Genomic DNA, 13,193 nt, shown 5'->3' on the forward strand with positions numbered 1-13,193 from the left:
CCCGCCACGGGGACGCCTACGGGTGGCGCCTAGGGGTGGCGCCTAGTAGTTGCCCAGGCCGCCGCAGACGTTGAGGGCCTGCGCGGTCACGGACGAGGCGCCGTCGCCGACCAGGTAGTCGACCATGGCCGCGACCTCCTCGACGTCGACGTAACGGCCGATCGGCACCCGGGTGGTGACCTTCTCGGCCGCCTCCTCCAGCGTGATCCCGTACATCGACGCGTAGTGGCCGCGCACGCGCTCGGCCATCGGCGTCTCGACGAAGCCGGGGCAGACGGCGTTGACGGTGATGCCCGTCTTCGCGAGGTCGAGGCCGAGGGCCTTGGTGAAGCCGACGACACCGTGCTTGGAGGCGGAGTACGGGGCGGCGGTGACCGCGCCCTGCTTGCCCGCCGTCGAGGCGATGTTGATGATGCGGCCCCAGCCCTTGGTGAGCAGGCCGCCCGCGCTCAGCACCTCGCGCGTCACGAGGAAGACGCTGTTGAGGTTGGTGTTGATCACGTCGTACCAGAGCTCGTCGGACATCTCGGCGATCGCGCCGCCGCCGTTGCGGCCGGCGTTGTTGACGAGGATGTCGACGGTGCCGAAACGGTCCACCGCGGCGGCCACGAAGCGCTTGACGTCCTCGCGGTCGGTCACGTCACAGGTGGTGCCGTCGGCCTCGAAGCCCTGGTCCTGAAGGGACTTCACGGTCTCCGCCAGCTTCTCCGCGTCCCGGGCGCACAGGTAGACGCGGGTGCCGTTGCGGGCCAGGTGGGTGGCGATCGCCAGGCCGATGCCACTGGTTGCGCCGGTCACCAGTGCGACCTTGGCGTTCTGCGTGCCCATCGTTCCTCCGTAGCTGGTTGCGAATACTGCGCGTGGCGGACGTCCCGCGCGGTGATGGCGACATGACGTCGGTCGCGCCGAGGGTGCCGCCGGGGCCTCGACGGCCGGTCGAAGAGGGGTCGAAGAACCGATTCCGCCCCGCCGGCCCCGCCTCGGCGGTCCCGCCCCCCTCACGCACACAGCGGCGCGACCGCCCCCGTCCCCGCCCCTCGCCGCCGCTGTGCCGGCAGCCGCCGCGCCCCCGCGCGTGCGGCGATGAGGTGGGCGACGGAGGCCAGGGTGACGTGGCGGTGCCAGCCGCGGAACGAGCGGCCCGCGAAGTCCCGTATCCCCGTGTGCTCGGAGATCTCCGCGAAGTCGCGCTGGACGACGTCCGTGAGCCGGGTCAGGCGCAGCAGGGTGACCAGCGGCAGCCGCCGGGAGTCGGTGAGCCACAGCCGCGACGGCCACCGGTCGGAGGAGCCCCAGTCGCCCATCAGCAGCATGGGCCGGTGATGGACGCCCCCGATGCCCCCGCCGCCGGTCCCGCCCGCGGGCGCGGGGCACGAGAGGATCACCGGGATCGCGCTCACCACCCCGCGGTACGAGCCCGTGCCCGAGGTGTCGGACCACTCGACCTGGCGGCGCATCCGATTCATGGAGCCGATCAGGTTCTGCGCGGGCACCTCCCGGTCGCTGTAGCCCTGCAGCAGGGCGCCGTCGACGCGCAGCGGGGTCGTGCCGTCGATGCGCATGATCAGCGGGAGGCCCGCACGCGCGAAGCGCCGCACGGTCGCCCCCGCGTCGAGCCCCTCCACGTCCACGACGACGGGGCGCCGCCGCAGCCCCCAGGAGTCGGCGGCTTCCAGGGCCACCGCGCCGGCGTGCTCCTCCAGCGAGATGGCGCGGCTGGCGTCGGGTATGTGGGCGCGGCTGCGCCGGGCCGGGTCCTCCACCCAGTTCCTGGACAGCACCAGGCTCCAGTTGAAGGGCACGCTGATCCGCTCGGAGGCGCTCCAGACGCTGAACGCCCGCTGGCCGTTGACCGTCTGCCCCAGGTGGGGGAGGAACTGCTGGTCGACGCCGACCGAGTGCACCCCCGCCTTGGGGATGACGGTGGAGTTGACCACCCACGCCTGGGGGCGCACCGCCTCCTCCGCGCGGCGCGCGAGCGCCCGCCGCACCGGGGACCAGTTCCAGGACGAGGCGGTGATGAAGTGGTGGACGCTCTGCTGGAGCGCCTTCCCGCCGATCTGTTCCGCGACGTTGCGCAGGGTCTTGCGGCCCTCGGCCTCCAGCAGGCCGCGTACGTACTGTTCCGCCATCCTGCGCTGGTCGTTGCGCGTGAGCGACGAGAACAGCTCCGGTTCCACGCTCCACGGATCGGCGGGGGACGGTTCCTTGCGGGGTCGTTCCTCGGTGGACACAGGGCTGAGTTGCACGGATCTGGCTTCCATCGTCTCTCCCCACGTGATGGCTACCGACGGCGCATTTGACCGTACCAAACCGACTGCGTTGTTTCTATTACTCTTTGAAACCTTGACCTGACGCATATTTCTGACCGTTCTTGTCCGCTTTCATCCCCCTCTACGGCGCCCCAAGCCCGACAAGAAACCAACCGGAAGCCCTCCCTACGCCGCCCCCGGCGTCGGATTACCAAGAGAAACCGGCCAGCCGGTTTCTTGTCTCGGCCCTCCTGTGCGCCACCCGGGCCACCCGGGGCCACCCGGAGCCACCTGGAGCCACCGGAAGCCACCCGGCGCCCCACCTGCCGGTGCCCCATCCGTCTTCGAGTGGTGTTCGAGCCCGGCGCCGCACCGTTTCCCTTGCCAACGGCGCTGTCCCTGGCAAGCAGCGGAAAGGAACGTGACTCGATGTTCAGCTCGAAGGAAGGCGTGCCCACGCGATGACCCGACGAGTGGTGATCACCGGTATCGGCGTCCGCGCCCCGGGCGGCTCCGGCACCAAGGAGTTCTGGGACCTGCTCACCGCGGGCCGCACCGCCACCCGGCGGATCTCGTTCTTCGACGCGGCTCCCTTCCGGTCCCGGGTGGCGGCCGAGGCGGACTTCTTCCCCGAGGCCGAGGGCTTCTCCCCCCGGGAGATCCGCAGGATGGACCGGGCGACCCAGTTCGCCGTCGCCTGCACCCGGGAGGCCGTGGCCGACAGCGGCCTGGAGTTCGCCGGCGTGGACCCGTACCGCGTGGGCGTGAGCCTGGGCAGCGCCGTCGCCTCCGCGACCAGCCTGGAGAACGAGTACCTCGTGATGGCCGACAAGGGCCGCGAGTGGCTGGTCGACCCCGACTACCTGTCGCCGCACATGTTCGACTACCTCAGCCCGGGCGTCATGCCCGCCGAGGTCGCCTGGGCCGCGGGCGCCGAGGGCCCGGTGACCATGGTCTCCGACGGCTGCACCTCCGGCCTCGACGCCGTGGGCTACGGCGTCCAGCTGATCCGCGAGGGCTCCGCCGACGTGATGATCGCAGGAGCCTCGGACACCCCGATCTCCCCGATCGTGCTGGCCTGCTTCGACGCCATCAAGGCCACCACCACGCGCAACGACGACCCCGAGCACGCCTCCCGTCCGTTCGACGCCTCCCGCAACGGCTTCGTCCTCGCCGAGGGCAGCGCCATGTTCGTCCTGGAGGAGTACGAGGCCGCCAAGGCCCGCGGCGCGCAGATCTACGCCGAGGTCACCGGCTACGCCACCCGCTGCAACGCGTACCACATGACCGGTCTGAAGAAGGACGGCCGGGAGATGGCGGAGGCGATCCGCGCGGCGCTCGACGAGTCGCGCATCGACCCGACCGTCGTCGACTACGTCAACGCGCACGGCTCCGGGACCAAGCAGAACGACCGCCACGAGACGGCAGCGTTCAAGATCGCGCTCGGGCAGCACGCCTACGACGTTCCGGTCAGCTCCATCAAGTCGATGGTCGGCCACTCCCTGGGCGCCATCGGCTCCATCGAGATCGCGGCCTGCGCCCTGGCCATCAAGCACGACGTCGTGCCGCCGACGGCCAATCTGCACACGCCCGACCCCGAGTGCGACCTCGACTACGTCCCGCTGACCGCGCGCGAGCAGCGGGTGGACTCCGTCCTCACCGTCGGCAGCGGCTTCGGCGGTTTCCAGAGCGCGATGATCCTGCGCGCCCCGGAAGGAGTGAAGGCATGACCAGCAAGGACGGCCTGAACGACGTGAACGGCCGAAACGCCCGGACCGTCATCACCGGCATCGGCATCACCGCCCCCAACGGCCTCGGCACCGAGGCCTTCTGGAAGGCGGTGCTCGCGGGCCACACCGGCATCGCCCCCGTCACCCGCTTCGACGCCTCCCGCTACGCGGCCTCCCTCGCGGGCCAGATCGACGACTTCGACGCCGCCGAGCACCTGGGCAGCCGGCTGCTCCCGCAGACCGACCCCTCGACACGGCTCGCGCTCGTCGCCGCCGACTGGGCGCTCACCGACGCCGGCGTCTCCCCCGACACCCTGCCGGACTACGACATGGGCGTCGTCACCTCCAACGCACTCGGCGGCTTCGACTTCACCCACCGCGAGTTCGACAAGCTGTGGAGCAAGGGCCCGGACTTCGTCAGCGTCTACGAGTCCTTCGCGTGGTTCTACGCCGTCAACACCGGCCAGATCTCCATCCGCCACAAGCTGCGCGGACCGAGCGCGGCCCTCGTCGGCGAGCAGGCCGGCGGCCTGGACGCGCTCGGCCACGCCCGCCGCACGATCCGCCGCGGCACCCCGCTCGTGGTGGCCGGCGGCGTCGACTCCGCCCTCGACCCGTGGGGTTACGTCTCCCAGCTGGCCGGCGGCCGCGTCACCACCGCCACCGACCCCGCCCGCGCCTACCTGCCCTTCAGCGCCGACGCCTCGGGCTACGTACCCGGCGAGGGCGGCGCGATCCTCGTCACCGAGGACGAGGCGAGCGCCCGCGAGCGCGGCGTGCAGCAGATCTACGGCGAACTCGCGGGCTACGCCGCGACCTTCGACCCGGCGCCCGGCTCGGGCCGTCCCCCGGCCCTGCGCCGCGCCGCGGAAGCCGCCCTGGCCGACGCGGGCCTCGCGCCGGGCGACATCGACGTCGTCTTCGCCGACGGCGCCGGCGTGCCCGAGCTGGACGCGGCCGAGGCCGAGGCCATCAGCGCCGTCTTCGGCGCCGGAGCGGTGCCCGTCACCGCCCCGAAGGCCCTCACCGGCCGGCTCTACTCCGGCGGCGGCCCGCTGGACGTCGCGACGGCGCTGCTGTCGATCCGCGACGGCGTGATCCCCCCGACCCCCACGGGCGCCCCGGTGCCCGAGGCCTACGGCCTCGACCTGGTCCAGGGCGCGCCCCGCGACCGGCGGGTCCGCACCGCGCTGGTGCTCGCGCGCGGCCGCCACGGCTTCAACTCGGCCGTCGTCGTCCGCGGCGCGTAGGCACGACCGGCAGCCCCCGCGGCCGCCGCCCTCACCTCATCGGCCTTCTCTACCCCTTGGAGCAATACCCATGGCTCACATGACCGTTGACGACGTCCGCCGCATCCTCGTCGAGTGCGCCGGCGTCGACGACAGCATCGACATCAACGGCGACATCTCCGACCGCCCCTTCGACGAGCTGGGCTACGACTCGCTCGCCCTGATGGAGAGCGCCGCCCAGATCAAGCAGGAGTTCGGCGTCGTCGTCCCGGACGACGAGCTCGTCGAGGCCGAGACGCCGCGCGCGCTCATCGACCTCGTCAACGGCCTGGTCACCGAGGCCGCCGCCGCCTGACGCGCCACGCCACGCACCGCACCGCACCACACCGAGCGGACGGCAGTAACCCGGCAGGGCGCAGCACCCCGGGGCCGGGCACGGGACACCCACGTGCCCGGCCCGGGCCCGGGCCCGGCCCCGTACGCACCGAGGAGACGAACGACATGACGGAACCGCGCCGGCACCACACCGAGCACACCCTGGATGTTTCCGCGCCCCCGGAGGTGCTCTACGGCCTGGTCGCGGACGTCACGACCTGGCCTGCGATCTTCGGGCCGAGCGTCCACGTCCACCACCTGGAGCGCGGCGAGCGCGCGGAGCGCTTCGAGATCTGGGCCACGGTCAACGGCAAGGTCAGCACCTGGACCTCCCGGCGCACCCTCGACCCCGAGGCGCTGCGCGTGACCTTCCGGCAGGAGCGCAGCACGGCCCCCATCGCCTCCATGGGCGGCGAGTGGATCTTCGAGGCGCTGCCGGGCGGCGGCACCCGCGTGGTGCTGCTCCACGACTTCACGGCCGTCGGCGACGCGCCGGAGACCGTGGCCGCCGTCAACGCGGCGCTCGACCGCAACAGCCCCGAGGAGCTGGCGGCGCTGGCGCGGATCGCCGAGTACGGCGGCACCGCGTCCGACGTGGTGTTCTCCTTCACCGACACCGTCGAGCTGACCGGTTCGGCCGCCGACGCCTTCGACTTCGTCGACCGCGCCGACCTGTGGGCGGAGCGGCTGCCGCACGTCCGGCAGGCCCGGCTGACCGAGGACGTCCCCGGCATCCAGGACCTGGAGATGGACACCGTCACCGCCGACGGCTCCGCCCACGCCACCCGCTCCACCCGTATCTGCCGCGGCCCGGAGTGGATCGCCTACAAGCAGCACGTCATGCCGAAGCTGCTGCTCGGCCACAGCGGCCTGTGGCACTTCACGGACAAGCCCGGAGGCGGGGCCGTCGCCACCGCCCGGCACACGGTGGCGGTCAACCCCGAGGCGGTCACCGAGGTCCTGGGCGCGGGCGCCACGCTCGCCGACGCCCGCGCGTACCTCCGCGAGGCACTCGGCCGCAACAGCCTCGCCACCATGGCGCACGCCGCGACGTACGCCGAGAAGCGCGCCGCCGCGCAGGCCGGCTGACCACCCCTGTCACCCCCTTCCTTCCGGAGAGGCACCATGACCGCCACCCAGTCCCTGACGGAGCTCCACTCCCAGGTCCAGCACTTCTACGCCCACCAGATGCACCACCTCGACGCCCGCCGCTTCGAGGAGTACGCGGCGACGTTCACCGAGGACGGCGTCTTCCAGCACTCGCCGGGCGCCGAGCCCGCCGTCGGCCGGCCCGGCATCGTCGAGGAGCTCGTGAACTTCCACAAGAAGTTCGACGGCGACCCCGTCACGCGCCGCCACTGGTTCAACCAGATCGCCCTGGACCCGCAGGAGGACGGCACGGTCAAGTCGACGGTGTACGCCCTCGTGGTGACCGTCCGCCCCGGCGGCAAGCCCGAGATCAACCCGAGCTGCACGGTGCACGACACGCTGGTGGTGGACGGGGGCGAGGTGCAGCTCAAGTCCCGCCTGATCACCCATGACCAGGTCTTCTGACCAGGCCGAGGCAGCGACAGCGACAGCGACAGCGACAGCGACCACGCTCCGCGGCCGCGTCGCCGCGCTGGAACGGCACCTCGGCGACCCCCGCGACCCGGGCAACCCGCTGGGTCACACCGCCGTGCTGGCCGCCGACCGCCGCGGCGAGCTGCCGCTGGGCGGCGACCGCCTGCTGGACGCGTTCGGCCTGCGCGAGGAGATCGTCCCGCAGCCGCTGGGCGGCCGGCTGACCGGCCTGGACACCGCGACGCAGCTGCTGCGCGCGGTGTTCCGGCGGGACTTCGCCCTCGGCCGCGGCCACGGCTCCGCCTCCCTGGTCTCCGCGGCGTTCGCCTGGTGCCACGGCACCCCGGCGCAGCAGGCCCGTACGGCCCGGCTGCTCCTGGACGGCGGACGGCTGTCCGTCGCGTTCCAGAACATGTCGTACGGCAACGAGTTCAGCAGCGGCGACCTCACCCTGACCCCCGCGCCGCAGGGCGGCTGGGTGCTGGACGGCCGCACCCCGCTGATCGCCAACGCCCCACTGGCCGCGGGCTTCGTCCTCCTGGCCCGGCACGCGGACGGCGCCGGCGGCGGCGACAGCTATGGCGGCAGCAACGGCACCGGCACCGGCAACAGCGACGGCACCCACTCGGCGCTGCTCCTGAACCGCGCCGACCTGCCGCCGGACGCCGTGCGGCCGGTGTCCCCGTACCGCACCGGCGCGGTGCGCCGGCTGCCCGCAGGCTTCCTGGAGTTCGACCGGTGGCCCGTGCCGGAGGGCAGCGTGCTCGGCGCGCCCGGCGACGGGACGGCGGTCGCGCTGCGGTCCCTGCAGGTCAGCAGGCCGCTCGTGCCGTCGATGGCGGTCGGGTGCGCCGACACCGCGCTGCGGTCGGTGGTCGAGGCGGTGCTGGAGCGCGCGCCGGGGGTACGCCCGCTGACCTCGCGGTACGCGCGGCGCGCCATCACCTCCTCGTTCGCGGACATGCTCGTGTGCGACTGCCTGCTGCTGGCCGCCATCCGCTCGCTGCACCTCCTGCCGGAGGAGTCCAGCGTGTGGACGGCTGCGGCGATGTGCCTGGTGGTGCGCATGCTGCAGCAGAGCACGGGCGATCTCGCAGCCGTCCTGGGGCCGCGTGCCCTGCAGGAGGAGGGCGGCTTCGGCACGTTCCGCAAACACCTGCGCGACCTGTCGGAGATCCCGCCGGGGCCGATCGGCGCCGCCGCGGCGCTGGCGACGCTGGTGCCGCAACTTCCCTTCCTGGCCCGGACGTCGTGGACCGCCGCCCCGCCACCGGACGGGCTGTTCTCCGCCTCGGCACCCCTGCCCCCGCTCGACCCGGCGCGGCTCGACCTCGCCGCCGGAGGGGACACGCTGATGGCGGTGCTGCCGCACGCCGAGGAGACCCTGGACGCCCTCCCCGTCACCGGCCCGGACGGGGAGGCGCTGCGCTCCCAGGTAGGGGCTCTGGCCGCGGAGCTGCGGGCACTCGGCGAGGAGTGCCGCGCGCTGCCCGCGCAGGACCTCGCCGCCCTGGCCACCCCGCACGGCTACGCCCTCGCCGAGCGCTACACCCTGCTCGCGGCGGCGGCCGCCTGCCTGGGCGTGTGGATGTACGGCGACCGGGGCCGGGACCGGGAGGAGCAGGGGGAGGAGGAATCCGGCTTCCTGTCCGACCCCGCCTGGCTGATCGCGGCCCTCGGCAGGGTCCAGTTCCGCCTCGGCCTGCCGGAGCCCGCGGCCGACGGCAGACGCGTCGAGGCGCTGCTGGCGGAGGCCGTGGCGCGCTGCGCACAGGGCCGCAGCCTCGACCTGTACGACGTGCTGCTGGGCGGCGGTCCGGCCACCGCGTAGCACCCGCCACGCAACCGGCGACCGCATAAAGGGACGCATAAAGGGAGATGACATGGCCACATCCGGTCCCCGGGGGCTGGCCGGTCCGGCGCCGGTCCGGGTGACGGCCCCGGACGGCCCGTGGACCGCGGCGGACGCCGCCATGGAGGAACAGGGCTTCGCCCTCGTCTACGGGCTGACGGCCGACTGGGGCGACCACGGCCTGCCGGACGACGAGCTCGGCAGACTGCTCGGGCAGGAGGCGCAGCGCTACGCCGGGATCCGCCAGGAGCACACGCGACGACGCTTCGCCGCCTCCCGCCTCCTGCTGAAGTACGCCGCGGGCGCCGTACTCGACGCCGACCCGGGCGGGCTGGAGCTGGCCCGCAACCCCAACGGCAGGCCTTACCTGCGGGGTTGCGGGCAGCTGGAGGTGAGCCTGAGCCACACGGGGGACATCCTCGCGGTGGGCCTCAGCCACGCCGGCCCGATCGGCGTCGACGTGGAGTCCTCGGCGCGCCCGGTCTACGGCACGGGCCTGGCCGAGGAGTCCTTCACCGCCTACGAGCGGGCCGCACTCGGCTGGCTGCCGGAAGCGGACCGCAACACGTCCATGATCCGCCTGTGGACCCTCAAGGAGGCGTACAGCAAGGCCCTCGGCCTGGGCCTGCGGCTGCCCTTCACGTCGTTCGGCTTCACCATCCCGGCCGCCTCGGGCGCCACGGCCCGCCTGCTGCGCTCGGACGGCTCGCCGGCCGACGACGGCGACTGGCACCTGGAGTCCCACACGCTGCCCGCGGGCTACACGCTCAGCGCGGCGGTGGCCCCGACGGCCTTCGGCCCGGCGCGAAGACCGACGGCGTACTCGGTCCTGGACACGACCCTGGCCGCGGCAGTGCTCTCGGCGAGCCCCGGCTCACGTCCCGACACGCATCCCTCCCCGACCCCAGCCCTGACCCCGCCCCTGACCCCGACCCCGGCCCCGGCCGCACAAGGAGCGCACCCGTGAACACCCATGACACCCCCCGCCTCCAAGAGGTGGCGGAGAACGTCCACGCCTACGTCCAGCCCGACGGCGGCTGGTGCCTGAACAACGCCGGCCTCATCGTCGCCGGCACCCGCTCCGCGCTGATCGACACGGCCGCCACGGAGACGCGGGCACGCGCCCTCAAGGAGGCCGTCACACCGCTCACCGCGCGGCCCCCGCAGTTCGTCGTCAACACCCACTCCCACGGCGACCACACCTTCGGCAACTACCTGTTCGCCGACGACGCCGTGGTCGTCTCCCACGAGCGCACCCGCACCGAGATGGCGGACGTGGGCCTGCACCTGACGGGGCTGTGGCCCGAGGTGTGCTGGGGCGACGTCTCCGTCGAGCTGCCCACGCTCACCTTCCGCGACCGGCTGACCCTGCACATCGGCGACGTCACGGCCGAGCTGCTGCACCCCGGCATCGCGCACACCACCAACGACACGGTCGTCTGGCTGCCCGAGCAGCGGGTGCTGTTCACCGGCGACCTGGTGATGTCGGGGGCGACGCCCTTCTGCCTGATGGGCTCGATCTCCGGCTCGCTGGCCGTGACCGAGCAGCTGCGCGCCCTCGACCCTCTGACGGTCGTCGCAGGCCACGGCCCCGTCGGCGGGCCGGAGCTGCTGGACACCACGGAGGGGTACCTGCGGCGCGTCCAGGAGATCGCCAAGGCGGGGCTCGCCGCGGGAATCGGCCCGCTGGAGGCCGCGCGCGAGGCGGACCTCGGGGAGTACGCCGAGCTGCTCGACTCCGAGCGCCTGGTGCCCAATCTGCACCGCGCCTACGCCGAGGAGAAGGGGGCGCCTCCCGGCCGCCCGCTGGACGTCGGCCTGCTCTTCTCCGAGATGGTCGAGTACCACGGCGGGCTGCCCATGTGCCATGCGTGACACAGCCCATGACACAGCCGTGAACCGGATGTGACAGGGCCCGAACAAAAGAAAACCTACCGGTCGGTAGCCTGACACTCTCACCGTCCCGGAGTGGGGGCTTTGTGCCGCAGACACCTACGTTGTCAGCAATCTTGCTCAACGCGGCACAGGGATCTTTGCACCCGGTACAGGAGTGTGTGCAGTGCGATTCAACCTCATCGGCCCGTTCGAGATCGTCACCGGAGACGGACGGCCGCCCCACCTGCCCAGCACGCCGAAGGTCTGTCAGACACTGGCCCTGCTCCTGACCCGGCCCAACGAGATCGTCACCTCGGAATCGCTCATCCAGGAGCTCTGGGGCGAGACCCCGCCGCGCAGCGCCCTGACCACGCTGCAGACGTACATCTACCACGCACGCAAGATGTTCATAGCCGAGCGGCTGGTGCCCGCCGAGCGCGCCCTGCTGATCACCCAGCCGCCCGGCTATCTCATCCGCGTGGAGGACCACGAGGTCGACATCAAGATCTTCGAACGCCTCGTGCTGCAGGGGAAGACGGCGCTGGAGAACGGCCGGCCCGAGGCCGCCGTCCAGCGCCTGGAGCAGGCGCTGGCCCTCTGGCGGGGGCCCGCGCTCTCCAACATCCCCGCGGGCGACGTCCTCACCGGCCGCATCGTGCACCTCAACGAGCTGCGCATCCGGGCGCTGGAGCTGCGCATCGAGGCGGAGCTCCAGCTCGGCCGGCAGCGGGAGTCCATCCCTCTGCTGCGCGCGCTCGTCAACGACTACCCGCTCAACGAGTGGTTCCACGGCCAGCTGATCTCCGCCCTCAACCACTCCGGGCGGCGCGCCGAGGCCCTGCAGGCGTACCAGAGCCTGCGCCGGATCCTCAACGACGAGCTGGGCCTCGAACCCTCCCCCGAGCTGCAGCGGCTGCAGCTGGACGTACTCAACCCGGACCCGGCCACCGTGCCGGCACAGCAGCGCCGTCTGGCCTTCGCCGCCGTCTGACCTCCGTCCCGGGCCCAGGAAGCGCCCACGAAGCGCCGGACGACCCTTTTACGGGTCCGTCCGGCGCTTTCGCGTGGAGTCCTTCGGCGAGTCGTTCAGCCGGAGTCGTTCAGGCTGAGTCGTTCAGGCGGAGCCGTTCAGCAGCCGGGCGTACGCGCCCGCCGCCGCCGGGAACTGCAGACCGCTGTGGCCCGCCCCGCAGTTCACGTCCCGCCAGCGCCGCTGCAGCTCCTCGCCCTCGGCCTGTGCACGGGTGCCGGCCGAGCGCAGCAGCCGGTCGGTGACCGTCGCGAGCATCTCCGCGGCGAGCGCGCAGTCCCGTCCGTTGCGGGCGGTGCCGAGCGCGTCGGCGGCACCGGAGTCGGTGGTGCGGGCGACGCGCTCCAGCAGCAGCCCGGCCGCGTCGGTCTCGCCCTCCGCGCGGGCCAGGAGCTGCTCGAAGGTGCCGTGGTCGGAGCCGCCGGAGATGGCGCCGGCGGGGGCCGCCAGCTTGGCGGCGACGAGTTCGCGCCAGCGGCGCAGCGCGCCCCGGGTCGCGCCGAGCAGCGGCCCGGCGAGGGTGACGCCGTTGGCGGCCTTGATCGGCACCCGGTGGCAGGCCGCCTCCGCCTCGGGGGCGAGGCCGGCGAGCAGCACGTCGAGGGGGACGGTGAACGCGTCGGGCACCAGCGCCTCGTCCAGCACGACGGTGTTGCTGCCGGTGCCGCGCATGCCGATGACCTGCCACGTCTCGCTGATCGCGTAGTCGGTGCGGGGCACGGCGAGGACGCGGACGCCGGTGCCCTCCTCGCCGGTACGGGCGGCGAGGAGCGTCCAGTCGGAGAAGTCGACGGCGCTGACGTAGTTCCACGAGCCGGTGACGCGCCAGCCGCCGGGGGCCCGCTCGGCGGTGCCCGAGGGCACGAGCCCGGCGACGACGACGGTCTGCGGACCCTTGGCCCAGACGCCCTCACGGCCCTCCCGCGGCAGGTAGGCGGTGAGCCGTCCGGCGCTGGCGATCACCGAGGCGAACCAGGCAGCGGACGCGCAGCCCTCACCCAGCGCGGCCGTCGCGTCCAGGAGTTCCGCGAAGGTCCCGGCCGCCCCGCCCTGGGCGGCAGGCGCGAAGTGGCCGGAGAACCCGGCGGCGACGATCGCGTCCACCACGGGCTGCGCGAGGCGGCGGTCCGCCTCCGCAGCCTCCGCGTGCGCGGCGGCGAGCGGGGCGGCCGCGACGGCGGCCTCCAGCAGGGTGGGTACGGCTGCGGCTACGGCTACGGCTGCGTCCCTGGTCATCGTGAGGGCTCCTGTGGTGTGCGGTGGTGCGGTGGATGGCGGTGCGGGCGC

General features: G+C 73.1%; 12 protein-coding genes. 9 read left to right on the forward strand and 3 right to left on the reverse strand.

Annotation, left to right across the window (positions count from 1 at the left end):
* Positions 1 to 42 precede the first annotated feature (42 nt).
* Together fabG and IE241_RS20390 are read right to left on the reverse strand one after the other, a co-directional pair.
* On the reverse strand, positions 43 to 828 hold the full coding sequence (gene fabG, locus IE241_RS20385; RefSeq protein ID WP_190023241.1) for a 3-oxoacyl-ACP reductase FabG: 786 nt from the start codon (positions 826 to 828) through the stop codon (positions 43 to 45).
* Between the two features lie 170 nt (positions 829 to 998).
* Positions 999 to 2,264, reverse strand: coding sequence for an IS701 family transposase (locus tag IE241_RS20390; RefSeq protein WP_190023242.1), 1,266 nt, complete (start codon positions 2,262 to 2,264; stop codon positions 999 to 1,001).
* Between the two features lie 449 nt (positions 2,265 to 2,713).
* Between IE241_RS20390 and IE241_RS20395 the strand changes: the two genes are divergently transcribed.
* The 9 genes from IE241_RS20395 (at position 2,714) to IE241_RS20435 (ending at position 11,867) form a co-directional block, all read left to right on the forward strand.
* Complete coding sequence (locus tag IE241_RS20395) at positions 2,714 to 3,982, forward strand: beta-ketoacyl-[acyl-carrier-protein] synthase family protein (RefSeq protein WP_190023243.1); 1,269 nt, start codon at positions 2,714 to 2,716, stop codon at positions 3,980 to 3,982.
* Entirely contained in the window at positions 3,979 to 5,232 is a 1,254-nt protein-coding gene (locus IE241_RS20400) for a ketosynthase chain-length factor (RefSeq protein ID WP_190023244.1), read from the forward strand. The genes IE241_RS20395 and IE241_RS20400 overlap by 4 nt, the downstream gene beginning before the upstream one ends.
* Before the next feature lie 70 nt (positions 5,233 to 5,302).
* Positions 5,303 to 5,566 (forward strand): acyl carrier protein, encoded by a 264-nt coding sequence (locus tag IE241_RS20405; protein ID WP_190023245.1) that lies wholly within the window; start codon positions 5,303 to 5,305, stop codon positions 5,564 to 5,566.
* 146 nt (positions 5,567 to 5,712) lie between these two features.
* Entirely contained in the window at positions 5,713 to 6,675 is a 963-nt protein-coding gene (locus IE241_RS20410) for an aromatase/cyclase (protein ID WP_190023246.1), read from the forward strand.
* Positions 6,676 to 6,711: 36 nt separating this feature from the next.
* The gene (locus tag IE241_RS20415; RefSeq protein WP_190023247.1) at positions 6,712 to 7,140 is read left to right on the forward strand and encodes a nuclear transport factor 2 family protein; all 429 of its coding nucleotides are present in this window, start codon (positions 6,712 to 6,714) and stop codon (positions 7,138 to 7,140) included.
* On the forward strand, positions 7,124 to 8,980 hold the full coding sequence (locus IE241_RS20420) for an acyl-CoA dehydrogenase family protein (RefSeq protein ID WP_190023248.1): 1,857 nt from the start codon (positions 7,124 to 7,126) through the stop codon (positions 8,978 to 8,980). The genes IE241_RS20415 and IE241_RS20420 overlap by 17 nt, the downstream gene beginning before the upstream one ends.
* A gap of 52 nt (positions 8,981 to 9,032) precedes the next feature.
* Positions 9,033 to 9,968 carry a 4'-phosphopantetheinyl transferase family protein gene (locus tag IE241_RS20425; protein WP_190023249.1) on the forward strand — a complete coding sequence of 312 codons (936 nt, stop codon included), beginning with the start codon at positions 9,033 to 9,035 and terminating at the stop codon, positions 9,966 to 9,968.
* The gene (locus IE241_RS20430; protein ID WP_190023250.1) at positions 9,965 to 10,876 is read left to right on the forward strand and encodes an MBL fold metallo-hydrolase; all 912 of its coding nucleotides are present in this window, start codon (positions 9,965 to 9,967) and stop codon (positions 10,874 to 10,876) included. The genes IE241_RS20425 and IE241_RS20430 overlap by 4 nt, the downstream gene beginning before the upstream one ends.
* A gap of 184 nt (positions 10,877 to 11,060) precedes the next feature.
* On the forward strand, positions 11,061 to 11,867 hold the full coding sequence (locus IE241_RS20435) for an AfsR/SARP family transcriptional regulator (RefSeq protein ID WP_190023251.1): 807 nt from the start codon (positions 11,061 to 11,063) through the stop codon (positions 11,865 to 11,867).
* A 123-nt stretch (positions 11,868 to 11,990) separates the two neighbouring features.
* Here IE241_RS20435 and IE241_RS20440 read toward each other — a convergent pair whose 3' ends face one another.
* The gene (locus tag IE241_RS20440; RefSeq protein ID WP_190023252.1) at positions 11,991 to 13,142 is read right to left on the reverse strand and encodes an acyl-CoA dehydrogenase family protein; all 1,152 of its coding nucleotides are present in this window, start codon (positions 13,140 to 13,142) and stop codon (positions 11,991 to 11,993) included.
* Positions 13,143 to 13,193 lie beyond the last annotated feature (51 nt).

Origin of the sequence: Streptomyces hiroshimensis (genome assembly GCF_014650335.1) — a bacterium.
Lineage (GTDB): Bacteria > Actinomycetota > Actinomycetes > Streptomycetales > Streptomycetaceae > Streptomyces > Streptomyces hiroshimensis.